General features: G+C 56.6%; 20 protein-coding genes. 9 read left to right on the plus strand and 11 right to left on the minus strand.

Annotated elements, in window-relative coordinates:
* The 5 genes from JNL86_10340 to JNL86_10360 form a co-directional block, all read right to left on the minus strand.
* Positions 1-2,244, minus strand: coding sequence for an aconitate hydratase (locus JNL86_10340; protein ID MBL8043301.1), 2,244 nt, complete (start codon positions 2,242-2,244; stop codon positions 1-3).
* A gap of 106 nt (positions 2,245-2,350) precedes the next feature.
* Entirely contained in the window at positions 2,351-4,171 is a 1,821-nt protein-coding gene (locus tag JNL86_10345; GenBank protein ID MBL8043302.1) for an ATP citrate lyase, read from the minus strand.
* A 106-nt stretch (positions 4,172-4,277) separates the two neighbouring features.
* Positions 4,278-5,477 (minus strand): ATP citrate lyase, encoded by a 1,200-nt coding sequence (locus JNL86_10350; protein MBL8043303.1) that lies wholly within the window; start codon positions 5,475-5,477, stop codon positions 4,278-4,280.
* Positions 5,478-5,677: 200 nt separating this feature from the next.
* Positions 5,678-6,523, minus strand: a complete 846-nt coding sequence (gene mutM / locus JNL86_10355) for a bifunctional DNA-formamidopyrimidine glycosylase/DNA-(apurinic or apyrimidinic site) lyase (protein ID MBL8043304.1) — start codon at positions 6,521-6,523, stop codon at positions 5,678-5,680.
* Positions 6,524-6,706: 183 nt separating this feature from the next.
* Positions 6,707-7,138 (minus strand): dual specificity protein phosphatase family protein, encoded by a 432-nt coding sequence (locus tag JNL86_10360; GenBank protein ID MBL8043305.1) that lies wholly within the window; start codon positions 7,136-7,138, stop codon positions 6,707-6,709.
* Between the two features lie 128 nt (positions 7,139-7,266).
* Between JNL86_10360 and JNL86_10365 the strand changes: the two genes are divergently transcribed.
* On the plus strand, positions 7,267-7,626 hold the full coding sequence (locus JNL86_10365; GenBank protein ID MBL8043306.1) for a hypothetical protein: 360 nt from the start codon (positions 7,267-7,269) through the stop codon (positions 7,624-7,626).
* A gap of 235 nt (positions 7,627-7,861) precedes the next feature.
* On the opposite strand, the gene JNL86_10370 is transcribed toward JNL86_10365, so the two are convergent.
* A complete protein-coding gene (locus tag JNL86_10370) occupies positions 7,862-9,067 on the minus strand; it encodes a hypothetical protein (GenBank protein ID MBL8043307.1) in 1,206 nt (401 codons plus the stop codon).
* A gap of 70 nt (positions 9,068-9,137) precedes the next feature.
* Between JNL86_10370 and JNL86_10375 the strand changes: the two genes are divergently transcribed.
* Positions 9,138-9,386 (plus strand): hypothetical protein, encoded by a 249-nt coding sequence (locus tag JNL86_10375; protein ID MBL8043308.1) that lies wholly within the window; start codon positions 9,138-9,140, stop codon positions 9,384-9,386.
* Positions 9,387-9,468: 82 nt separating this feature from the next.
* Here the strand turns inward: JNL86_10375 and JNL86_10380 are convergent, their stop codons facing one another.
* The 5 genes from JNL86_10380 to JNL86_10400 are packed head-to-tail and all read right to left on the minus strand — an operon-like array spanning position 9,469 to position 13,629.
* Entirely contained in the window at positions 9,469-10,815 is a 1,347-nt protein-coding gene (locus JNL86_10380) for a ferredoxin oxidoreductase (protein ID MBL8043309.1), read from the minus strand.
* A gap of 37 nt (positions 10,816-10,852) precedes the next feature.
* Complete coding sequence (locus tag JNL86_10385; protein ID MBL8043310.1) at positions 10,853-11,617, minus strand: 2-oxoglutarate:ferredoxin oxidoreductase; 765 nt, start codon at positions 11,615-11,617, stop codon at positions 10,853-10,855.
* Positions 11,618-11,638: 21 nt separating this feature from the next.
* The gene (locus JNL86_10390) at positions 11,639-11,962 is read right to left on the minus strand and encodes a hypothetical protein (GenBank protein MBL8043311.1); all 324 of its coding nucleotides are present in this window, start codon (positions 11,960-11,962) and stop codon (positions 11,639-11,641) included.
* A 20-nt stretch (positions 11,963-11,982) separates the two neighbouring features.
* Positions 11,983-12,702, minus strand: coding sequence for a 2-oxoacid:acceptor oxidoreductase family protein (locus tag JNL86_10395; GenBank protein ID MBL8043312.1), 720 nt, complete (start codon positions 12,700-12,702; stop codon positions 11,983-11,985).
* A gap of 27 nt (positions 12,703-12,729) precedes the next feature.
* Complete coding sequence (locus JNL86_10400; protein MBL8043313.1) at positions 12,730-13,629, minus strand: ferredoxin oxidoreductase; 900 nt, start codon at positions 13,627-13,629, stop codon at positions 12,730-12,732.
* A 465-nt stretch (positions 13,630-14,094) separates the two neighbouring features.
* On the opposite strand from JNL86_10400, the gene JNL86_10405 reads away from it, so the two are divergent.
* The 7 genes from JNL86_10405 (at position 14,095) to JNL86_10435 (ending at position 23,876) form a co-directional block, all read left to right on the plus strand.
* A complete protein-coding gene (locus tag JNL86_10405) occupies positions 14,095-14,343 on the plus strand; it encodes a methylenetetrahydrofolate reductase C-terminal domain-containing protein (protein MBL8043314.1) in 249 nt (82 codons plus the stop codon).
* Between the two features lie 36 nt (positions 14,344-14,379).
* Positions 14,380-14,799: an NADPH-dependent 7-cyano-7-deazaguanine reductase QueF gene (gene queF / locus JNL86_10410; GenBank protein ID MBL8043315.1), complete on the plus strand. Its 420-nt coding sequence runs from the start codon at positions 14,380-14,382 to the stop codon at positions 14,797-14,799.
* Between the two features lie 290 nt (positions 14,800-15,089).
* A complete protein-coding gene (locus JNL86_10415) occupies positions 15,090-16,427 on the plus strand; it encodes a hypothetical protein (GenBank protein MBL8043316.1) in 1,338 nt (445 codons plus the stop codon).
* A 21-nt stretch (positions 16,428-16,448) separates the two neighbouring features.
* Entirely contained in the window at positions 16,449-17,222 is a 774-nt protein-coding gene (locus JNL86_10420) for a c-type cytochrome (protein ID MBL8043317.1), read from the plus strand.
* Positions 17,223-17,300: 78 nt separating this feature from the next.
* Positions 17,301-18,020, plus strand: coding sequence for a hypothetical protein (locus JNL86_10425; GenBank protein MBL8043318.1), 720 nt, complete (start codon positions 17,301-17,303; stop codon positions 18,018-18,020).
* On the plus strand, positions 17,998-20,946 hold the full coding sequence (locus tag JNL86_10430; protein ID MBL8043319.1) for a response regulator: 2,949 nt from the start codon (positions 17,998-18,000) through the stop codon (positions 20,944-20,946). The genes JNL86_10425 and JNL86_10430 overlap by 23 nt, the downstream gene beginning before the upstream one ends.
* Positions 20,943-23,876: a response regulator gene (locus JNL86_10435; protein MBL8043320.1), complete on the plus strand. Its 2,934-nt coding sequence runs from the start codon at positions 20,943-20,945 to the stop codon at positions 23,874-23,876. Before JNL86_10430 ends, JNL86_10435 begins: the two co-directional genes overlap by 4 nt.
* Positions 23,877-23,980: the final 104 nt, after the last annotated feature.

Raw genomic sequence — 23,980 nt, forward strand, 5'->3', positions numbered from 1 at the left:
TTAGTTCAAAGCATTCAACGCTGATCCGGCCTTGAACCAGGTGATTTGCTGAGCGGTCATGCTGTGATTCGTCTGAATCTTCACATCCCCGCCAGTCTTATGAATGACCACTGTCACAGGCTTGCCCGGTGCCAAATTGGCCAGATCCACGACGCTGATACGATCGTTCTGTTCGATCTTCTCGTAATCCTTTGGATCGGCAAAGGTGAGCGGGAGGATGCCCTGTTTCTTCAGATTCGTCTCATGGATGCGGGCGAAACTCTTGGTGATGACCGCCCGCACATTCAAGAAGCGAGGAGACATTGCGGCGTGCTCGCGACTGCTACCTTCGCCGTAGTTCTCGTCTCCCACAACAATGGACCCAATGCCTTTGGCCTTGTAGGCCCGCGCGATCTGAGCCATGGTGAGGTTGGATTCACCGGTCAGTACGTTAGTTCCCTTTCCCGGCTCTGAGGAGAAGCTATTGTTGGCCCCAAGGAACATATTGTCGCTGATCTTGTCCAAGTGACCACGGAATTTGAGCCACGGCCCAGCTGGAGAAATATGGTCTGTCGTCGTTTTGCCTTTGGTCTTAATCAAAAGGGGCAATTTCTCGAAGTCTTTGCCATCCCATTTCGGGAACGGCTGCAGTAGTTGCAATCGCTCGCTGGTTGAAGGAATGTCGACCGTCAGATTCGAACCATCTTCTGCCGGTGCCACGAAACCTTCTTCACCTTTGGCAAAACCCTTAGCGGGCAATTCCTCTCCAACCGGCGGCTGAAGCTTGAATTCCTTCCCGTCCGCCCCCTTAACCGACTGGTTGACTGGGTCAAATCCTAAATCGCCGGTGATAGCGTAGGCGGTCACGACTTCCGGACTGGCGAGGAACGACAGCGTTTCACTGATCCCATCATTCCGTCCGGGGAAATTGCGATTGAACGAGCTGACAATGGAGTCCGCACGTCCCTTGACACCATCTGCCCGCTTCCACTGCCCGATGCAGGGACCGCAGGAATTTGACAACACAGTGCCGCCAAGTTTCTCGAACGTCTCAAGGAAACCGTCGCGCTTCATGGTATGGTAAATGCGCTCGGATCCCGGTGAAACCAGGAACGAAGCCTTCGCCTTCAGACCCGCCTTCAGCGCCTGCTGCGCCACATGGGCGGAACGACTGATGTCCTCGTACGAGGAGTTGGTACAGCTGCCGATCAACGCCGCCTTCAGCTCGACCGGATATCCCTTTTCTTTCGCTTCGGCTTTCAATTTGGAGATTGGCCGCGCCAGATCCGGCGTGTGAGGCCCAACGACATGCGGCTCCAGCTTTGACAGATCGATCTCAACGATTTCATCGTAGTACTTCTCTGGTGATTGAGCGATTTCGGGATCGGCCACCAACAAGTCTTTGTGCGATTGCGCAAAGCTTGCCAGATCAGCCCGGTCGGTGATCTTCATGTAGGCCACCATCTTCTCGTCGAACGGGAAGACGGAGGTTGTGGCGCCCAACTCCGCGCCCATATTGCAGATCGTGCCCTTGCCGGTCGCGCTGATGGTTTCGGCACCAGGGCCAAAGTACTCAACGATCTTGTTCGTGCCACCTTTCACGGTAAGCAGTCCGCACAGGTAGAGAATCACGTCTTTCGGAGAGGCCCAACCATTGAGCTTTCCCGTCAATCGTACACCGATCAGTTTCGGATGCAGGACTTCCCAGGGGAGGCCTGCCATGACTTCACCGGCATCCGCCCCACCGACACCGATCGCCAACCCACCCAAGCCGCCGCCATTCGGCGTATGCGAATCGGTTCCGATAATCAAACAACCGGGAAATGCGTAATTCTCGAGCACAACTTGGTGAATGATACCGGCACCCGGCTTCCAAAAGCCGATGCCATACTTCTTCGCGGCAGAGGCAAGAAAATTATAGACTTCCTTGTTCTCATCGAGCGCCCGAAGAAGGTCCTTTTGTGATCCCATTTCGGCACGGATCAAGTGATCACAGTGAATCGTGCTCGGCACCGCTGCTTTTTTCTTATTGGCTTGCATGAATTGCAGCACCGCCATCTGAGCTGTTGCATCCTGCATCGCCACACGATCCGGACGGAGCGCCAACATCGCCTTGCCCCGTTCCCAGCTCTGGCTATCAAAGTTATCCGCGTGTGAGACAAGAATTTTTTCCGCAAGCGTCAGGCCACGGCCGAACTTCTTTCTGGCCTTGGCAAAGACATCCGGCATCTTGGCATACAGTGCTTTGGCGAGATCCATCGACATAGTGGGTTCTCCGTCTGTTAGTACGATCTATGGGGTGCGCGACCCATCGTCCGTGAGGCGCCCTTGCAGGGCTCATCGCCTCACGGACGATGCATCACGGGTTGTGCTACTTCAGCGGCGGTACCTCACGACGCTTGGGCGCCGCATAGTTCACCAGATAATCAAACAACCGAATCAAACGGCTTTCCTGGCGCTTCTGATCCACCCAGTGCCCGATCAAACCGATCGTCCGGGAGAGGATAAAGAAACCGTTCAAGCTGTCGACCGGGAATCCGATATCGACCAGGACGGCTGCCATGGTGCCGTCGACATTCAGAATCAGATTGTCTTTCTTGACCGCCGTGACTTTCTCGACCTCCAACGCAAAGTCGAGACACGGAGTCTTGAGATTCAGGCTCTTCACGTACCCAACCAGTTCCTTTACACGCTTGTCAGGGTTACGCAAGCTCTTTACCCGATGGCCGATACCTGGGACTGGCCCATGATTCTTTTTCATGTAGGCCAGAAATTCATCCACCGCCATCTTGTTATCGACAGCATACTTGAAGAACCGACCGGCGTCCGTGACGGCGCCGCCGAATCGAGGACCGATCATGATCAGACCGGCAGCCACCGCCTGCGACAGGCCGATACCAGCACAGGCTGCCAAAATGGTGGCATAGGCGCCACTCACGCAGGGACCGTGATCGGCAGAGAGCATCATGATACGCTTGATGATTTCCGCTTCCTGCTTGGAAATGAGCCGCTTGTCCCACAGCAACCCGATGACGTGCGGAATCTCGTAGCCCTTATTGATGAGTTCGGAAGCTGGGTATCCGTCGTAGCAAGGTTCGTCGCCGCGGTCATCGCTGATCGTGGTACGGATCAGCGGAGCCACCATGACTTCGTCGGCCTTCATCGCTTCTTCGATGGACTTCGGGAGCTTTGGCAGGGTCACCGGCTCAACCACCGGTTTCACTTGGCCGGACTTGAGCAACTCTTCGTACGTTTCCTTGATGACCGGGCCTAACGCCCCGAACGTCGGCGGAACAATCGCGCCCGCCTTCTTGAGCGCATCTGATTTGGAGCGGGCCGATCCTTCGCCCTTCATGCCTTCCTTGGCGCCCGCATGCCCAAACTTCATACCTTTCGGCAAGCTTTCCTGACAGAATCCGGACACGACGCCGATCAACTTAACCCGGCGCTTCTTCGCGCCATACCACTCGGCCGCGCGCTCCTCCAAGTCCCCGCCCATTTCGCCCACAATGACGACCGCCTTGGTCTGCGGATCGTTTTCAAACATCTCCAAGTAGCTGACATAGTCAGTCCCGGGATAGGCATCACCGCCAATACCGATGGCCGTGGTGATACCGTCGGCGAACTGGGAGCAGATCCAGATGATCTCGTTGGAGAGACCACCCGACTTCGTAATAACACCGAACGAGCCTTCTCGATACAGCTTGGAAAGAACGAGGTTGTCGAAGGCACCACCAATGACGCCCAACCGACAGGCGCCGGCTGAGATGATGCCGATGGAGGACGGACCATTGAACACCTTACCAAGCTTACGGGCATGGGCACCCAGTAACTTGGCATCCTTTTCTGGCACACCCTCGGTGATCATCGAGACCACCTTGATATGGGAATCGTCCAGGGCCTCCATCCCGCCCTTCATGGCGCGATCGGCACCGATGTAGACAAGGCTGGTGTTGATGGCAGGATGGTGCTTGGTCGCTTCCGCGATGCTCTTGTAGATGGGAATGGCGATCAATCCGCTGCCGTAGGGAATTTCGTTCGCTTTGCCGGCGTCCGGCGGATAGACGAAGGCTTCCACATTCAAAGGCCGCTTGATCAGATAGCAAAACTCCGCCATCCGGCGCGCCGCGTTGACACCTGCCTGACCACCCTGAATCACTACGCGGGTGTCTTTGTTTGCCAGAATACTCATCGGGGTCTCCCTCTTAAAAGGCCGTGAAGAGTGACGGGTGACAAGTGACGAGAAGGAGCCAGCGCCCCTGCAGTCCTGTCACACGTAACGCGTCACTCGGTACGCATCATTTCGTTTGGAGCGCCTTGTCAACAATGTCGGTCAGCGGCGTGTTCCGGTCGAAGACATGAATGTCGAAGCCTTCTTCCTTCAAGGTTCGCATCGCGTCCAGACCTTCCTTCTCGCGCGGCCCGCCGCGGCGGACCCAAATCTTCACGCCCTTCAACTTGCCATCCGTCTTAGCCTTGCGGAAACCGTTGATGATGCCGCCGAATGTCTTCTTCACGTCAGTGAAGTTTGCGATCGCACCGCCAACGATGATGTTCTTGATGCCAGGCAATGAGCAGACCTTCTCCGTCAATACCTCTACCGCCCAGTCAGGCGGATCGCCTGAATATTCGGCATAGTTCGCCAATTTTCCACCACGCGCGACCACCGCGTCCGAGTAGTACACACTGGCTCCGCCGCCGGCAGGCAGCATTGCCGTATCACCACCAGGGATTTCGATGAATTTCACCGAGCCCTTGATTTTGCTGTCCACCGCCATGACTTCAACTTCATCTTTGGAGTAGGCTCTTCCGAATTCGGCCGCAAAGGCAAAATTCCAGTCCGGATGACGGAATTTGGCGTCACCGTCAAGCAGCGTCACGGCATCGAGCGCGACCAATTCACCGTCGCCCTCGCGGGTGACGACCGGATTCACTTCGAGATACTGGGCATCCTCGCTGTCGAAGCAGGTGAACATCTTCCCTGCGAACTCAGCCATTTTTTTGGCCAAGGCTCCTGTGAATCCAGCCTCCTTGGCCAGCTTCTCCAATCCCTCGGGCGTCGGCTGCTGCCCCACGTCCAAACACAAACGTTTCACACGCTCCCAGTTCGACTCCACCTCAATGCCGCCGCAGTTGGCGACGAGGATTTCACTGCCTTCCCGCGTCGACTTTACCGCACAGTAGTATTCTTCCTTGTGCGGCACCATCTCGGACACGATGACTTGAGACACCGTGATGCTTCCGACCTGGCGACCGATCATTTCCTTGGTCGCGGCAATGGCACCTTGCAAATCCAAGCCGACCTTGACCAGGCCAAGCTTGAATCGTGAACCCAATGCTTCATGCGCCTTGGCCACCAACTTGGATGCTTTCATCCAGTCATTAGCCTGTCCAAGCTTGGTCAATTCATCCGCAGAGGTCACCACCACATAGTTCGGAACGTGGATCCCCCACTTCTTCATCAGCCCCATGCCGGGGCCTTCGAGCACTTTTGCCATGGTTGAGGACTCCTTGTATGTGAACGGGCAGAGAAAAGGATGGACAGAGTACCGAATTCTGACGATGAGCTCAATCCGCCAAAGGGCCTAAACTATGAGCACAGAAGTCCTACCACAATCGGCACCGAAGATTCATCAGCATAAATTATTGATAATATTAAATTGTCATCGAAAAGAACCCCGCAGGGCAACCCACGCGACTATGCAGGACGTTGACGCCTCATCTTCTGGCAAAGCGGGCAATAGAAGGAACTTCGTTCGCCAACGGATCGTTGAATGGTCGCGCCACAAGCATTCGGACAGCGCTCGCCAGTCTTACCGTAGACTAAATGTTTCTGTTTATACCGCCCCTCCGTGCCATCGGGGGAAAAATAGTCGCGTACGCTGGAGCCGCCCATTAGAATGGCTTCTTGTAAGACCTCTCCCATCACCTCGTGGAGACGCATCGCTACCACATCCGCTATCTGATTTGCTGGCTGGTCGGGGTGAAGCTTGAGACGAAACAAAATCTCGTTCGCGTAAATATTGCCGATTCCCGCAATGACTTGTTGGTGCATCAGAAGTGTCTTGAGCCTGCTTCGCGTAGAAGCGAGAATCTGAACAAATTGGTCTCGACTGATCGTGAGGGGATCGTAGCCGAAGCGACGCGAGGTATACTCATCCAAGCCTGATTGGTCTAAGAAAGACAGCCGTCCGAATCGACGTGGATTCCAATAGCGAACTTCCGGCTCATCCACGCCCTCTAGCCGCAGAATACAATGCGTATGTTGCGGGTGCTTGGTGTGAGCCCCTCGGAAAAGAAGTAATCCCGTCATGCCCAATTCTGCCGCAAGGAATCGGGCTTGCTTCGCACGAGTAAACGTTAGAATCACACTTTTCCCGCGGCGCTCCACCCCTGCTATTTTCGCCCCATGATACCACCCGAGCGACGCAAGTCCCTCCCGTACAATATCTCCACGTCCAACCCAACAATCTCGCACGGTAGCCCCCGTCACGCGAGCGCGGAGCTGGCAGGCAGCAACTTCTGCTTCCGGCAATTCAGGCATTGAAATAGATTCCTCAGGAAACTGGATCTAACAACATCAATCGAACGAGATTACGCCACGAGCCAAACACAAAATGCAACCCTGGCGCGGCGCGCTCAAGCGGCTCCTGCACAAGAGATCAGCTCTGTAGTACATGTCGAAGGAAACGGAGGGACTGTCGGACAGGACTGCTTGCCCGGGATACTAGTCGATGTTGCCCGTTGGCGAGACCGATCGGTTTCGCCGATAGCCACTCACCACATCAATCACTTCCTGTAGACGGGGCAACGGCATTCCACCAGGCCGTCTGGTGAGGACAAGCTTGACGGCATCGGCATAAGCCATTCCCTCTACGCAACACAGATACGCAATCACCACAGAGACCGACCGTCCCATCCCAGCCCGACAACACACCATCAACCGCTGGTCCGGCAGGTTCGCTGCAATCCATTCCACAGCCTGGGAAATCGCCGCAGCCGTTGGCTCCCCGAATTCTTTGAGCGGAATTTTGGCAAAGAGCACACGATCGGGAACCGCCACATTTTGTTCCTCGGCAACCATGAGAACGGCGCCCACCTGGGGCGGCGGATTCCGCGCATCATCGGCATTACCCACGAGTAGTCGCTTATTAATCATATGCATAGTGTTGTTAGTATAGAAGGCACCGGCTGGGGGTCAAGGAATTCCCACGATTTCTGGACATACGGTTGAAGATCTTTTCATACGCTGCGTATACTCTGATCGTTCAACATAGGGGAGCAGGAATGCCTCGTATCTCACTCGAACAAGTAGAAAAGCGGCTATCAAGCGTGCACTGCGCCATTTGTAAGGGCAGCATCTTCGGCATCGATCGACGGACCCTTCAGTCGGATGGGGAATGTCGGGGGGTGTGCTTAAAATGCCGGTATAATTTTCCGGTCTATACGGATATGGAGTTTTATCTGAGAACTCAGCCGGATATCCCCTATCGATTGAAAGAGATCTCGTGTCCATCCTGTCAGCATCGTGGCGTATCACTCGACTTCCGCATTACCATGTCCGTCCGTGAGGCGGTCTATTTCGTGACCTGCACCGCCTGTCAGACTCAGTTTGCCGAACGATCCTCCCTGGAGGCATTTGAATAGGCTTTTTCTCAGCATTTTGGTGTATACTGATAATTGCTATGAATGACATACCAACCCCAAAAGAACCAGTGTCACAGACCTCCGCTTCGGAGCCAACACCTAAGCCCCGGAAGGAGATTCCCCTCATTTCCGTGCCTAACGATCGCGACATGATCGCCGCCGAGATGGCGGAGCTTTTTGATGAAGATCGGGTGTCCCATCAGCACGGCTCATCCGAGCCAGAAGCTGACTAACCCTACGCTGAACGAATAATTTCTGCGGTGGCTTGCGGGGGAATTCGTCCCACAGTGGAAAGCTTGCCTTTGCGTTCCTTTCTGACAATCTCACTGATCTTGATAATCGCACCTCGGTGGAACTGCTCAAACGCCGCATTCGACGCGGAGCGATCCTTGTCCTGACGCCCGAGTTCTGACCTCCCGCCTGCCTCACACAACCACACTCGCTTTTCTCCCTTCATCACCCGCAATTCGCTCACGACCCGATGGTACGGCTCATTTCTTGGCACTATCGTTCTCCCATCTTTGCGTATGATGGCATAAGAAAACTTGAGGGCATCCTTAATGAGCCCCGCCGCTTTATCGATTTGCTCAATCCAGACAGGACGTGCCCAGTTCCTTTCTTCATGGCACCAATCATCCGGCCGCGCTAATGCGGGGCAGGTCTGATCATGAAGGCAGGGGCTGTAGACGGAACAGGCATAGTTCGCCAGAAGGTTGTTTCGCACCTCATGCAGCGCCCTGGAGGTCGCCCGAAGGGCTGGCTCAATCAGCATCAAACAGCCGTCCTCTGCCAAGGCACTCAGAAGTTTTCCCACTAGAGCCGTTCGTTTCACCACCGCCTCGGAACTCCCGCAGTAGAGCTCTGAAAGCACATTCTGGACGACGATCAAGTGAAATCCTCCCCCGTCGACTCCTGTTTCAACGCGGATGGGAAACGTGCGTTCGAGATTGCACTCGACCGTCTGCAATGGAAGTTTCTGACCCGCTAACACTTGCGCAAGGTACCCATGCCACAGTTCGGTGCATGCCTTCAACACAGCTGGCGACCGGTCCACCACTGTCATACGCAATGCCTCGAGAGCTGGGGTCGACGTGGAAGAGACCCAATCCAGTAGCGCAAGGGACCCGGTACCGGGTCCACCGCCTACGTCCAGGACTCGGAACTCCTTCCATGTCTGGCCTTTGAGCAGCGGCTCCACCTCGGATAAAAGGATCTGCACTTTCGCAAGATTTACCGGAACATAGTAAGCGAGATAGGCTTGACGTAATTGGGCATCCTCCAGATAGCTGGTGCCAATCCCTGAACCGCCACGCGTAAACATTTCCGAAAGGCGACTCACGCCAGCAGCTATGTCCCGCAACGTACATTCCCGCAGTCCAGCCGTATCGAGATGTGTGGCCGACGCAATGAGCTGTGAAATCCGCGAAGATACTTGGTACATAACGCGCTGCCCCTTTGTTGACCCTAAAATCTGAGCTGAGGTATCCTGACCGAGGAGAGGAGTACTTCACATGACCGATCATATTTTGCAAGCTTACCGTGAGGTGGAAATGGCCATGGAGCGATATACCATGGTCTTGGATGAGCATGTTGCTGCTCTGCAAAGCACGGAGCCGATCGACCAAGAACGCCTGGAACGCATGACCCACGGAGCGAAGGCCATGCGTGACAGCAGCCTCATCTATTTGTCATATGCAAAATTTATTGCCTGCGGCATGCCTGAAAGCCCAGATCTGGTGGAGGACGACCTCCAAGGTTGACAGGTGCCACCCGCCAAAATGCAGAGGGCCCGTTCGGTTATGCCGAACGGGCCCTCTTTGCTTCATGAGCGAACGTCTTAAATTAGATGCTGCGCATAAAGTGGCCCATGGCGTCATGGTCCGAAGCCGACGCGCCCATAACCTGAGAAATGGCCACATTCGTTGACTTCTTACCAGTCAATCCGGATTCGACTTCATCAACGATCAATTCCACAGGCATCGATTGCCCGCCATAAACACGCGGTCCGCCAATAATCTTGGCATTAGAAAAGCCGTAAATGGCGGTGGCAACTTCTTTCGCCAACCATCCGACATAGTTAAACTCTGGCACAACGATCAACTTGGCTTTTCCGCAGAGTTTGCGTAACTCTTGAGTCGGGAATGGCCGCAGGGATCTCACCTTAATCAAGCCAATCTTGATACCCTTTTCCGCGCAAATACGAACGGCTTCGCGAGATTGGGCCGCTGCGCTACCTGAAGCGATAATGATCGCCTCGGCATCCTCAACATTTTCAGCGGTAAGCAGCCCCCCCATGTACTGATTGATGTACTTCCGAGAACGTTCGACGGCTGCCCACACTTCCTGTTGCCAGACAGCGTGAATGTTGTAGGCCATGAAATTTGACTTTTGGACGGGGGCGTCACGAGAGAGACGAGCCGGAGGATTCTCAGCATCCAGAACTGGCACAGCTCCACGCCACGGCTCACGGGGCGGCAGTTTCATGCTGCGATCCTGCATCCGCACATAACCGCGGGCGTGGGTTACAAAAAATCCGTCGCAACACACTCCAACCGGCAAGGTCACGTCATTTTTTTCGCTGATGGTGAACCCAGCCAGAGTAAAATCGAACATGTCTTGCTGGTTCTCAGCGTGGAACACAATCATGCCACAGTTCAAGAGATAGGAGACTTCGATGTTATCGGGCTGAATGGCCAATGGTGCATTCACGACTCGGCATGTGAACATCGCCACCACTGGGAGCCGATGCCCTGGCCAGGAAGCAATTCCCTCCAAGCCCCTTAAGGTTCCAGGACCGGCAGTCGCCGTATAACAACGAACGCCGGCTCGCGAGCCACCTGCAATTGCTGCCATGACGCCGACTTCTTCCTCACCACGGTAGTATTCCTTCACATACCCTTCGCCATACAGGACACCGACTAACTGCATGGTTTCGCTTTGCGGGGTGATAGGGTATGCAATCGCAAGGTCTACGTTAGACCGACGAATAGCCTCCTTGGCTGCCTCGCTCCCGGTAATGAACTCCTTAGTCCGGGGAGCCTCCAAGAACAGATATTCCGGAGTGACGACTTTTTGCTGCTTCGCCGCCGCATGTGGGTCTTGCTTCACTTGTGCCTTGGGGGCCGACACACCCGTGGCTGGTTCAGCCTGGGTACCGGTCTTTTGCTTGGGGTCCAATGCTTCACTCATGGTTGCACCTCTTGCCTGTATCGCTGTAGCCTAAAACTTAGCCTTCACGCTTCATTTGATCAGCAGAATGACCAAAAACCGCAGCGCTGCCCATACCGCCGGCTGAAGGCATGAAAGTCATAGGATTAGTATGCGTCTTGCCGCTGTGGACCTTTGATTGAGTACCAGTAAAACGGACGTTTTCGCCGTTATCCGGCAACTTAATGCCCAATTCCTCACGAACCTTCTTGAATATTTGAGCAGTCTTCTTCAACTTCAGGGTGTCCGAATCGCGGATTGTCAGCATGGCATCTTCGTGCCCTTGCTCGGCGCAAATGGCCATGGTGCAGCAATTGGTTCCCGCACGGATCATCTTGAGGGTGAGATTGGCATAGTGGCAATGCACACCGATAAAGATGCACGCTTCGATCTTGTTCCCCCAGATCGTGAGATTGGGGTGATTAGGATTGATGACCTCTTCCGGATCGATTTTCGGATACTTAGGACGATAGTCCGGCATCGGGATAATCATGACGTCGGGAATCTGAGCGGCAATCTCCAACACAGCCTGCGCCTTTTCGACAGCATGGTTGTTCCATGCCCACAGGACGAGAGGGCCCGGGAATATCGTTGCGTTGGGGCTCGTCAGCATTTTTCGAGCCATCTCTTCGATGACGACGTCTTCATTCGTCTCCAAAAGTCCATAATACAGGCCCTGCCCGGGATCAGGCAGCGACACGCCCAACTGGGCCGCTGACGGCGGATGGAACCCTGCCGGCCCCGGCACGATAATCCGTTCTCTCGTATCTTGTGTCGTTCCCACGCCCGTTCCCCTTTCGTACGATTACCCAACGACAGGGCTGACCAATGTCGCCGTCGTGCTCTTTTCCCCATAGGTAATGTTGTCTGTCAATGCCGCTACTGGCAACTGGTCGATCATGATCATCTTAATGGCGTTATTCTTGGCCATGTTGTCACAGACCCACACGCACTGTGCACAGCCCTTGCACCGATCTACCGCTACATAGGCCGAACCGTACTTGAAACCTTTGTCCTTCCCCATTTCGTCGCTATATAGAATGGTATTGGCTTCAGGACAGTACTGTGTACACAGCTTGCAACTTTTCGCGGCGCAAATCTCAATATTGATATCGGCTACGAGATACATGAACGCTCCTTCCGCATTACCTATTTCGCGGCGGCCGCTGCCACCGGCTCTTCCGCACGCTTCACTTCCGAAGCAGCCCAACCGTGGTCTACCGCGTAGTTCCAACCAGCCCGCATAACAGCGACGTTCTTCTCGATCAGTTCTTGCTTCTTCTTGAACTTCCGCTCGACGACACTGTCCAATGCCGCAGTACCGCCTGACACCACGAATCCTTTGCCTAGGAAGCGGTCCTTAACTGCCTGCTCCAACCCAGCCATGTTCGTCAAACCAGTGATAGCGCCAATACAGCCCATGAGCGCCATATTAGTGGCAAGGTCCATCCCGGCAACATCAAGGGAGATCTTGGTAGCCGGGAAGTAGTACAGCTTGGCGCGCCGCTCTTCGAGCTCACGGGCCTGATCCTTATGCAATTTCATCGGCCCATCGTTGTTGATCAGCGCAATGCCGTCTTCCTTTAGACCGAAATAGAAAGGCATCGTGTACGACTTGCCGTGAGTAATGACCTGAGGATGGAAAATAATGATAATGTGCGGAAAGGTGATCTCACCAATTTCATAAATTGGCTCATCGGAAACCCGCACATAACTTTCGACCGGAGCCATCCGCTTCTCTGATCCGTAGAACGGAACAATGGTGCTTTCTCCGCCCGCGTTGATCACCGCCGTACTCAGAATGTGTGAGCCGGTGACCACGCCCTGACCACCCACCCCGGCCATACGGATGTTGAATCGTTTCGCCATGCTCGATCCTCCTTAAGGAAATCCGCCCTATGCCTTCGGAAGGCTCTGGGTCTGGGCCGCCGGCTTCGGCAAGAACTCTTTGTAGCCGTACCGTTCAGTCAGATACTGCTTCGCTTCGTCGCTGATGTACTCCGTGAACTGATACCGATCGTTTTCCACATTCTTCGCGTCTTCCATAACCTTGTCGGTCGGAATCGCGTACTCGATGTTGCAGGAGGTGTAGGCTTGAATATAGGTCGAGCCAACCTCTCTGGCGATCAGCACAGCTTTCTTAATCACGCTCTCTACCCGGCGAGGATTATTAGGGACCACGGTGGCAACGTATGCACACCCCGCAACCTTGGCCATCTGCAACATATCCATCTTTTCAAACTTCTTGCCCAACGGAGCCATTTTCAATACGGCACCGCGATTTGTCATGCCGCTTTCCTGCCCACCGGTGTTTCCATAAACTTCGTTATCCAGCATGATTGTCGTGAACCGCTCCTTACGGAACCAGGAGTGAAGCACTTGCTGGAACCCAATGTCAGCCGTGCCGCCATCGCCGGCCATCACAACCACGTCCTTCGGCTTGTCACCGAAACGGAGCCGCAGGCCGCGAGACAGACCGCTCGCCACGCCGTTTTGGTCACCATAGTTCCCGTACACAAACGGGATAGCGGCCTGCGAAATCGCCAAGCGTCCGCAACCGGCCGTTCCGACAGTGATGGTATCTTCAGGGTTGGGGAATGCGATCATGGCAAGGCGAATAAAGAGGGTCATGGCGCAACCAGCGCACATGGGATGCTCCTCGAGCACCTCCTTAAAGGATCCCATCTGCGACACAGAGACCTTTTTCCCGAAGGGACCGTGCTCGACCATATCCCGATATTCTTTCGGCATAAACTTCTCAAAGCCGTTTGAAAACTTGACGTAATCAAGGCTCATAGGATTCCCTCCTTATTATGCGCTGGCGGCTCTGGTCCGGCCCATGCGCACGACCGGAAAAGCCAGGTGCAGATTATATCGACGTTGTTGGGCCTGAGTACTGAACTGCGTTTCTGAAACGGAAAGGAATGTTCGAGTGCTTCTGAATTCGAACCGGTGCCGAGTGTAACAAAGCACGAAAAAATCTGTCAATCGCATCAGCACAGCAAAATCAGAACAGCACGTCATTCCAACTCGAAGGGCATCGTAATCGACTGCGCAAAAGCATTGCAACTTTTCAGAAGGCCCACACCAGACGAAAGAAGGCCTACTACGCGCAGGCCCTCTAGGTCCATGGCCCTAAATGCGCTTGAACGCGAAGTTTTTGCGCCGACGACCACTGGAAGACAAGGCTCAATTCAGTTGCAGTTCGACGGCGAAGCGGGTAAAGATTATCGCTTAACGTCATTGGATAGCCACGACATCATGCCGATACGAGTCCTAGTCCCGGGCGAAGAACATGGCGATCAGCATATGGGAGGTGTCCATAAGCGGCCACCGATCCCGGACGGCGCCCTCAAGGCCGAATGTCCAAAATTCATGAGTCACGGCCCATGTGGGGGGGTCCGCCGAGGGGGCTTTTGCGAAGTCTACCCAGATATGACGTGCCCCTGGGTGACCCTCTACCACAAGCTTCAAGAGCTAGGGCAATTGGAATGGATGAAACAAGTCTAATTGTGCAAGTCTGCGAGAGGTGATGGTGTGAGCGAAATGGGCCGCAAGAAACCGACACGTAAAGGAACAACCACCAGGCTTGGCTACAATGAGCGTCATGCAAAGAGCGGGATTACCACGGCACTGCCCACAATCGAAACGTTTCCCAATCAATACAAGGGGTATGAGATTACGATTGTCATCCCGGAGTACACAGCCATCTGCCCTAAGACCAATCTCCCGGACTTCGGCACCATTACCCTCCACTACAAGCCAAATAAAGCCTGCCTTGAGCTCAAAGCGCTGAAAATGTATATCCACGCCTATCGAAATGTTGGGATTTTCTACGAAAATGCCGTAAACCGCATTCTTCATGACGTTGTCGCATCCTGCCGTCCGATCTGGGCCAAAGTCACAGGCGAGTTTGCTGCCCGTGGCGGGCTTCGGAGCGTCATTGAAGCCAGATATCCGGAATAGAAGGCCCTGCCCCCTGCCCCACAGCACGAAACAGCCACGTCAAACCGGGTTATTTCCTCATCACATCTTTCGCCACTAGCTAGTACCTAGGGGTCTGAGCGGCTCTCCGATCAAGCGCCGCCCCCTAAGCTTGCCTAAAGTCCTGCACCAAATTCACCGACATCAGACTGTCGAACTACATGACCACCGGGTCCTGGGTTCGCCCGCGTCGTCGCGTGACCGCACACCGGTAAGCAGAGGGTACTGTTTTGATCACACAGTCGCGGGGAGCGGCAATTGCCCGAATTGCAATGACGGTACTCGCCCTCGTGTCGGGAACCCATGCGGTGTCCGTACCAACGGCGGAGGCTATTCCTGCCTTCGCAAGGAAGTACACGCTCGATTGCGCCGCCTGCCACACGGCGCCCCCTCGGCTGAATACATTCGGAGAACGTTTTCTCGAAAACGGGTATCAGCTGCCTGGAACCGAAGATGGTGCCACGACCGGCAAGAAAGGCTTCGGCAGTCTGAGCTTGGACGATTTCGCCAACTATACCGGGGTCCGGCTCCGGGGCAATGTGCTGCGCTCTCACCACTTTAAGCAACAGAATCCGCCCACCGCAGAAGCGGGAACCGTCCACAACAATAGCGAGCTGGGGTTCCCGGAGGTATTCAGCCTCTTCACCGCAGGCACCGTCACGAAAAACATCGGCTTCTTTGTCGAGCTCGAATCCAACTTGGAAGAGTCGTCGACAGGCATCGAGCGGGCCTTCATGACGTTCAACAATCTCGGCGGGAACAATCTCGCCAATATTCGCGTGGGAAGAATCGACCCCTCGGCAACGTTCTCGTTTTCCACTCTTCGACAGCAATTGGATTTTGTCGGAGAACGCACCAACTCCTCCACCAACACAGTCCAACGTGCCGGACTGTTTCCGCTTGCAGCATCAGCCAAGGTTTACGGCCTGTACAATCGGTCGGGCACTGCTATCTCACCCTACGCCCCCTCGCTCTACAACGCGGTCGCAGAAACAGGCATTGAGGTGCGGGGACGCCCCTTCGGCGATTGGTTCATGTATCAGGTCGGCATCCTGAACGGTGCCAACGAAGCATTTGGCGACTCGAATAAGGGCAAAGATTTCTACGGAGCCGTGCGGTTCGATTACGCCCGGTCCGCAAACTTTTCCGCAAGTCTGTCCGGATTTGCGTACCTCGGCAACAGCAATGCAACCGTCCTCACTGGAAGCGGCCTGGCAGACGTGAACTGGAATCGCTACGGCATCGCGGCGCACTTGCGCTACAAAATGTTCGACCTCCACGGCATGTACACCCTCGACCGCATTGCCCACGTGCCGACTGCGACCTTGGCCAACTTTGACAAAAGCGCCAGCGGATTGTCCGTGGCGTTGGATACGTATGTGACCACCCACACCCTCCTGTCTTTGCGATACGACAATATGGATGCCGGGGGTGATCTCAGTCAGCGCACATCCCAAAGCTTCTTGGGAATGCAGGTCAAACAGTACCTGCGGTCCAACGTGGCCCTGTTCGCTCGAAACGATCTCAACTTGCGACGGGCAGAAGACGGCAACGCGGCAGCCCGTAATTTACGACACGCCTTTTTCGTGGGGATCGACATCGCGTACTAGGGGACCGAGGCACAGAACACGATGCATGCGAACGGCTTGAAATACCTAGTCCTACTGGTTGTCACAGGGCTCTGCGCATCCACCGCACAAGCCGTCAAACCCGCCATCAACCGGGACTCTCTGCTGGAAGGACGACGAGTCTACGAACAAGCCTGCGCTTGGTGTCATGGCATCAAGGGCGAAGGAGATGGGCCAGCCGGTTGGTTCATCGGCCGCTATTCCAGTCCACGCCCCCGCAACTTCGTAAAAGACGGGTACAAGCTGCGCAGCACAGCGTCAGGCGACCTTCCAACGGATCAGGACCTCTTCAGAACCATCACCCACGGCATTCCTGGTGTCATGCCCGCCTATTCCTCACTCAGCGAACGGGACCGCTGGCAAGTCATTGCCTACCTCAAATCATGGAATACCGCATTCGAAGAAGAGACGCCCGTTCCGCTCACATTTCCTTCACCGTCCGCTTCGCCGAGCGAGGCCAGCATAGACAACGGCCGTAAGCTCTACGTGAAATACGACTGTCGGGCCTGTCACGGAGACAATGGCGAGGGAGACGGGCCGGAGTCAATCGCTGGTCACTTACGCGATGCGGACACCCTCCCCATCCGAGCCACGAATCTCACCGCACCGTCGTCATGGAAAAACGGGGCTTCCTCGCAGGATCTCTTCCGCACACTGATGACCGGGCTGGACGGTACACCGATGCCATCCTATGCCAATGAATTTGCCGGACAGGCGGAGGCGCTGTGGGATTTGGTCTGGTACCTCCAATCGTTATCTGATCACCAGGGGAGATAACTCATGGCCATGCGCAGCTCACGGAACGCTTTCGGACAGTCGGACTCGGCGCATCGCCATAAAAAAGGACTCTCTCCGATGAACACCATCCTGATCCTCGCCACCGCGTTGGTGGCCATTCAAGGAGCCTCGCTCGTGCACGCGGAACCACCTACCGGCGCATTGGTCGGTCGAGTCCTGTATATCGGCCAAGCCATTCCAGACCAAGTGATCGAGGTGAGCCGCGACTCAGCTTTCTGCGGGACACAGGCCACAATTAAGAGCGTCGCGGTTCATGTGAAAACGCGCGGCCTCGAAGGCGCAGTCGTCAGCATCGACGGTGTCGCCCTGCCCATATCCGAGCCTTCGCTTCCACCGCTCGTATTGACGAATACCCATTGTACCTTCACCCCGCGCATTGCCGTCGGCATGGTTGGGCAACAGGTAGAAATCCGCAACGACGACCCGGTCATGCATAACACCCACATCTCGATGGGGCCACGCACCTTCGTGAATGTCGCGATGATCCCCTCCAGCCGACCGGTCGGAAAGCCTCTCAAACAGCCGGGGATCTACACGGTCAAGTGCGACGCGCACAAATTCATGCAGGCGCACGTGCTCGCATTCGCACACCCCTTTTTCAGTGTAACGGACGAGACCGGCGCGTTCCGGATCCCCAATCTCTCGGCAGGCGAACATCAGGTGACCATTTGGCATGACACATTGGGAGCATTCCAACAAACCGTGACCGTTTCAGCACAAGGGGAAACCAGCATCACGCTCGAGTATCCGAATCATGCCGACGCCAGAAAAAAATAAGCCGTCTTGGCTAAGCCGCCCCCGGGCCATGTGGCAAGGGAGTCTTCGTCTCCGTCTCAGCGTCGGGATGGCGGTGATGATCACTCTGGGCATGGCCCTCTTCGCGACGCTCCGACTGATTGAGATCCAGCGCGTCGTCCAAGATGCCGCGCAGACGCGCGCGCTGGCGGTCAGTCGGACGTTCGCCATGATGGGAGCGGCGGCTGTCTTGGACAATCTATTCCGCATTCAAGAGGCCCTGGTTCGCTACGCCCAGGACGCCGACATCGTCAGCATTATGCTCGTTGATCCCGACAATATGATCGTAGCGGCCACCGATCCCAGCAAGATCGGTGGCCAACTGGCAGATCACACGCTGTCGCAAGCGCGGGAGACGGGAGCGGAAACCATCACCCAGAACGTACAGCCGGATGGAACGCCGACACTGGTAGTCGCCACGCCACTCTTGGACGAACAGACGATTGCGGCCTGGGTCCGATTGGAGTTCTCGCTCGCGACGATGAAGCAGGAGGTGGCGCGAGAATTTCGTCAGTTGCTCATATTCTCCGCCCTGCTGATGGCCATGGCGATTCTCGTCAGCCAGCTGGGCATCCGACGCATGTCGGCACTGTTTCGCGACACGGCCAAAACACTGCAAGACACGTTGCAGTCCCTGCACCACCCGTCGGAGCAAGAGCAGCCCATGAATGAAGTGGGAGGCTCCGCCGACTCAGGCGCCACGGCGCCCCATGAAGGTGAACTCGAACAGATGGTATCCCTCGTGGAAACCACCACGACACTGCTCACCACCCAGGCCCAACGGCTCCAATTGTTCACCCACTCCCTGGAACAAGCTGTGCGGGAGCGAACAGTCGAACTTCGCCATGCGGTGGAAGCCGCTGAGACGGCCAATCAGGCGAAATCACAATTTCTCGCCAATATGAGCCATGAGATTCGAACCCCCATGAACGGCGTCTTGGGAATGGCCGAACTGCTGCTGACGACAGCACTGACACCCAAACAACGCTCCCTGACTGAAACGCTTCACCGGTCCGGCACCGGTCTCCTGGACATCATAAACGAGATTCTGGATTTCTCCAAAATCGAAGCCGGAAAGTTGCACCTTGAACGCATTGAATTCGGATTGCGACAAACCATCGAGGACGCCGTCGACCTCCTGGCAGAGTCCGCGAACCGCAAGCACCTGGAACTGACCTGCTTCGTGCCGGACGAAATTCCGGATGCCGTGGTCGGCGACCCGGTGCGACTCCGCCAGATCGTGCTGAATCTGGTCGGCAACGCCATCAAGTTCACACGGACGGGGGAGGTCTCGGTCACCCTCGCGCTCCTGGCGCGAGACTCCGCCAACGTGACGCTGAAATGTGCCGTCCGCGACACCGGCGTCGGCATTTCCGAATCCGCCCGGGCGCGACTCTTTCAGGCGTTCTCCCAGGCGGATGGGTCCACCACCAGACAGTTCGGCGGCACCGGACTCGGCCTTGCGATCGTGAAGCAACTCACCCACTTGATGAAGGGCGACGTAGGGGTCGACAGCATTCCCGGGCAGGGTTCGACCTTCTGGTTTACGGCAACACTGGAAACCGTCGCCGCAACCGAGTCCACGGCAGAGACTCAGCCGGCGACGTTGTCGGGCATGTCCGTCCTGATCGTCGACGACAATCCCACGAATCGGTACATTCTCGAAGCGCACCTGACCAGCTGGGGCGCCAACGTGCACTCGGCAAGTTCCGCCAGGGAGGCCTTGCACTTCCTTGAGGGACAAGAACCCTCGCATCCCAAAGTCCGACTCGCCGTCTTGGATATTCATATGCCGGACATGGACGGCATTGATCTCGCCCAGGCCATCAGGAACGCCCCTGGACTGCACGACCTTCTGTTGGTGGCATTGAGCTCTGTCAGCCATTCAAACCAGGATCCCCGCCTTTCACCGACACTGTTTAATGCCTGGTTGAGGAAGCCGGTCCACCAATCGTTGCTGAAAGACTGTCTCTTACGGGTCTGCCGGAACGCTCCGGAGGATGAGCCACAGACACCGGTCCAACCACAAAGTCAGGCGCAAACGTTCGTCGGCCATGTTCTGCTGGCGGAAGATAATCCCGTGAATCGAGAAGTAGCCTGCACCATGCTCGAACTCCTCGGCTGCACCACGGCCATCGCGGAGAACGGCAAAGAAGCGGTGTCCGCAGTCGAGCGCGGTTCGTTTGATCTCGTCCTCATGGATTGCCATATGCCAGAGATGGACGGTATGACCGCCACAAGCGTGATCCGCACTCATGAAGGGAAGCAAGAACACCCCAGCCACACCACCATCGTCGCCCTCACCGCCAATGCGCTGGAAGGCGACCGTCAACGGTGTCTCGCCGCCGGCATGGATGACTATCTCACCAAACCGTTTACGCTGGCCCAGCTCACCGCATTGCTCCAGCGTTGGCTGCCAACCGCTCCTGGGGCCACCCCTGTAGCCGCTTCGACCGCGGCACCTCCTTCGTCGCAACCGGGGAGCACGACGCGTCCCGTTGAGCAACCTGCCTCCGTTGTGCCAAGACCGACAACCATCGATGAACACCTTGACGTCAGCGCCTGGCAGGCCATCCGTGCCCACCAACGGCCGGGACAACCAGACTTCTTGCTCAAAGCGCTCGCCCTCTATATTCCGCATGCCGAGGCGCAGCTGACCCAACTCGAAAAACACCTGAACAGCGGTGACATCAAAGCACTCACGACCATCGCGCATACCCTAAAATCTTCCTCTGCACAACTCGGCGCGCACCGTCTCGCCGGCCTCTATGCGGAAGTTGAGTCTGCCGGACGTGCCGGAAAAGCCCGTGAGCTTCCCGCGCTCTCCCAACGTCTCCGCCCGGAGCACAACGCCGTCTGCGCCCTCATGCAGGAAGAGCTCACCCGATCAGGACGGTCTGCCGCATGACGGAACCACGCGAACAAAATGGGCTGCTCCCGGTCCGTGCCGACACCAGACAAACAATCGACCGGCAGCAATTCGAGTCGAGCCTGCACGAGAGCGAAGAGAAGTACCGGCGCCTCTTCGAGTCCTCGCGCGACGCGATCATGATTTTGTATCCGCCCAACTGGAATTTTATCGCCTGCAACCCGGCCACGGTAGAACTGTTCGGAGCACGAGACGAGGCGCACTTCACCTCCCTCGGCCCCGGCGATGTGTCCCCCGAATATCAACCGGACGGTGAGTTATCCATGGTCAAGGCGCCCAAGGCCATTGAAGCAGCCATGCGTGAAGGCTTTCACCTGTTCGAATGGATGCACCAACGCGTCGGTGGGACCGCCTTTTTGGCAAGCGTACAATTGACCCGCATCTCCCTCCAAGGCGTCGAGGGGCTGCAGGCGACCGTTCGCGACATTACCGAACAACGCCGGGCCGAAACCGAACTCCGCGCCTATGCGACCTTTCAACGGGCCATACTGGACAACGCCGGCTCCGCCATTATCTCCTGCCACCCCGACGGTATCATTCAACTGTTTAATCCGGCAGCAGAAGCCCTGCTCGGCTACACAGCCGATGAACTGATCGGCCGCCAACATCCGGGCATCTTCCACGTTCGCGAGGAAATCGTGGAACGGGCCAAACAACTCTCCGAGGAGTTCGGCTGCACCATTGCACCCGGGTTCGACGTCTTTATTGAAAAATCCCGGCGCAATCTACCCAATGAACATGAGTGGACCTACATCAGAAAAGACGGCACCAGACGAACGGTGTTGTTAAATGTCACGGCGCTGCGGGACGCCGACGGCAAGATCACGGGATACCTCGCCGTCGCCTCCGACATCACCCCACTCAAACGCACCGCCCAGGAACTCCTGCTGGCGAAGGAAGCCGCGGAGGCCGCCAGCCGCACGAAGTCACAATTCCTCGCCAACATGAGCCATGAAATCCGAACCCCGATGAACGGCGTCCTCGGCATGACCGAGCTCCTGCTCACCACCGCGCTCGATACCCGCCAACGCCACCTGACACGGACCATTCAGCAATCGGGCGAATCGCTCCTGGCGATCATCAATGACATCCTCGACTTCTCCAAAATCGAAGCCGGCAAGCTCCAACTGGAGCAACTGGACTTCGATCTGCAAGACACGGTGGATAACGCCGTGGAACTCTTTGCCACTCCGGCTCAGCGTAAAGGCTTGGAACTCACCTGCCACATGCCGAGTTCGATTCCACGCACCCTCCGCGGCGACCCGATCAGGCTTCGGCAGGCACTGCTGAACCTGATCAGCAATGCGCTCAAGTTCACGGCGGCCGGGGAAATCAACGTGCGCATCGACGCGGTGGCGGAGAAGGACAGCCGCGTCACCCTGCGATTCGCGGTCAAGGATTCCGGCGTCGGCATTCCGGTCGAGGCCCAACAACGCATCTTCGAAGCCTTCTCACAAGCCGACGGGACAACGACCCGCCGTTTCGGCGGAACAGGCCTCGGCCTCACCATCGTCAAGGAACTCGTGGCACTCATGCGGGGCCAGGTCGGCGTGGAAAGTCAGGTCGGCCAAGGGTCTACCTTTTGGTTTACCGCCGTCTTTGAGCGACAACCACGACTTGGCCAGGACTCGCATCCGGAATATGCGCTGCTCCAACGACGGATTCTGGTCGTCGACGATACCCCCGCCAATCGCGAAATTTTGGACGATCATCTCCGCTCCTGGGGAGCAATCCCTGCGCTCGCCGCCTCTGCGAGCGATGCGCTCGCACAGCTTCGAGCCGCCGCCGTGCACCAACCGTTCGAGTTGGCCATTCTGGATTTTCAGATGCCCGACATGGACGGGATGCAACTGGCGCAGGCGATCCGGGCTGACCCACAAGTGGCCGCGCTACCTCTGTTGATACTCACCTCGGTCGGGTATGACGCCGGAGCGCCGGGCGTACCCGCCGTCGACGGCTGGGTCACCAAGCCCGTACGGAAATCGTTACTACAACAAGCCGTCCTCGGCCTGCTCCGGACGGGACATCGTCCCCCTGCTCGCCGCCCAGACCCCGTCGCGTCAGCGTCTACGGTAACAGCGGCCCACTCCGCCCGTCTCCTCCTCGTCGAAGACACACCGGTCAACCGGGAGGTAGCCACTGGGATGTTGAGCATCTTGGGGTACTCCGTGCACGCCGTCGAGAATGGGCGGCTCGCCCTTGAGGCCCTCGCGAGGGAGCGATTCGATCTCGTTCTGATGGATTGCCAAATGCCCGAAATGGACGGCTTTACCGCCACCGCCGCCATTCGCCGGCAGGAGAGTGAGACGGAAGCGGTCCACCGCGTGCCGGTCATCGCCCTGACCGCAAATGCAATGGAGGGCGATCGCACCCGCTGTCTGGCTGCCGGGATGGACGATTATCTGGCCAAGCCGTTTACCGTCGCGCAACTCAACGCGGTCCTCGCGCAATGGTTGACGCCGGTCACGGCTGACAGCACAGGTTCCTCCACAGCGCCACATACTGCAGCGCAGGGCCCGACGCCTGCGAAAGACCACGCGGCCCAGGAGCCGGCCATCGACAAAGCTGCGTGGAAGGCGATTCGCTCGCTTCAACGGCCGGGACGCCCCGATTTTCTTGCCAAGGTGCTCACGACCTATCTGAACGATTCCCGTGTCCTGGTGGAGGAGATTCGCGCCGCACTGGAAACCCAAGACGCCGAGTCCCTCGCCAAAGCCGCGCATCGATTAAAATCCAGCAGCGCGCAACTCGGCTTCGTGGCTACAGCAGCTCACTGCAAAGAGCTGGAAGCCCTCGGACGCCTTGCGCATCTCGAGAACGCCGCCCGCCTGCTGGCTCAACTTGTCGAGACCCATCAACTGGCCTGCTCCACCATCACCGAAGAGCTGCAGCAACACACAGAACACTGATCGCTCATTTCTCAACGTCGTACGTGCTTGCCCCCGTTTAAGCTCGCGCCACAGGCGCCTTCACCGACAAGAAGAGGACTTTCCGGGCGAATCGAAGCAGGTCG

The sequence above is a fragment of the Nitrospira sp. genome (assembly GCA_016788885.1).
Lineage (GTDB): Bacteria > Nitrospirota > Nitrospiria > Nitrospirales > Nitrospiraceae > Nitrospira_A.

Bases quoted from the DNA above. Each gene is read 5' to 3' on its own strand.
- mutM (MBL8043304.1), bottom strand. From the start codon at position 6,523: ATGCCTGAATTGCCGGAAGCAGAAGTTGCTGCCTGCCAGCTCCGCGCT.
- JNL86_10415 (MBL8043316.1), top strand. From the start codon at position 15,090: ATGACGGTACTCGCCCTCGTGTCGGGAACCCATGCGGTGTCCGTACCA.
- JNL86_10340 (MBL8043301.1), bottom strand. From the start codon at position 2,244: ATGTCGATGGATCTCGCCAAAGCACTGTATGCCAAGATGCCGGATGTC.
- JNL86_10345 (MBL8043302.1), bottom strand. From the start codon at position 4,171: ATGAGTATTCTGGCAAACAAAGACACCCGCGTAGTGATTCAGGGTGGT.
- JNL86_10390 (MBL8043311.1), bottom strand. From the start codon at position 11,962: ATGTATCTCGTAGCCGATATCAATATTGAGATTTGCGCCGCGAAAAGT.
- JNL86_10395 (MBL8043312.1), bottom strand. From the start codon at position 12,702: ATGGCGAAACGATTCAACATCCGTATGGCCGGGGTGGGTGGTCAGGGC.
- JNL86_10365 (MBL8043306.1), top strand. From the start codon at position 7,267: ATGCCTCGTATCTCACTCGAACAAGTAGAAAAGCGGCTATCAAGCGTG.
- JNL86_10425 (MBL8043318.1), top strand. From the start codon at position 17,301: ATGAACACCATCCTGATCCTCGCCACCGCGTTGGTGGCCATTCAAGGA.
- JNL86_10370 (MBL8043307.1), bottom strand. From the start codon at position 9,067: ATGTACCAAGTATCTTCGCGGATTTCACAGCTCATTGCGTCGGCCACA.
- queF (MBL8043315.1), top strand. From the start codon at position 14,380: ATGGGCCGCAAGAAACCGACACGTAAAGGAACAACCACCAGGCTTGGC.
- JNL86_10375 (MBL8043308.1), top strand. From the start codon at position 9,138: ATGACCGATCATATTTTGCAAGCTTACCGTGAGGTGGAAATGGCCATG.
- JNL86_10430 (MBL8043319.1), top strand. From the start codon at position 17,998: ATGCCGACGCCAGAAAAAAATAAGCCGTCTTGGCTAAGCCGCCCCCGG.
- JNL86_10405 (MBL8043314.1), top strand. From the start codon at position 14,095: ATGCCGATACGAGTCCTAGTCCCGGGCGAAGAACATGGCGATCAGCAT.
- JNL86_10350 (MBL8043303.1), bottom strand. From the start codon at position 5,477: ATGGCAAAAGTGCTCGAAGGCCCCGGCATGGGGCTGATGAAGAAGTGG.
- JNL86_10420 (MBL8043317.1), top strand. From the start codon at position 16,449: ATGCATGCGAACGGCTTGAAATACCTAGTCCTACTGGTTGTCACAGGG.
- JNL86_10380 (MBL8043309.1), bottom strand. From the start codon at position 10,815: ATGAGTGAAGCATTGGACCCCAAGCAAAAGACCGGTACCCAGGCTGAA.
- JNL86_10435 (MBL8043320.1), top strand. From the start codon at position 20,943: ATGACGGAACCACGCGAACAAAATGGGCTGCTCCCGGTCCGTGCCGAC.
- JNL86_10400 (MBL8043313.1), bottom strand. From the start codon at position 13,629: ATGAGCCTTGATTACGTCAAGTTTTCAAACGGCTTTGAGAAGTTTATG.
- JNL86_10360 (MBL8043305.1), bottom strand. From the start codon at position 7,138: ATGATTAATAAGCGACTACTCGTGGGTAATGCCGATGATGCGCGGAAT.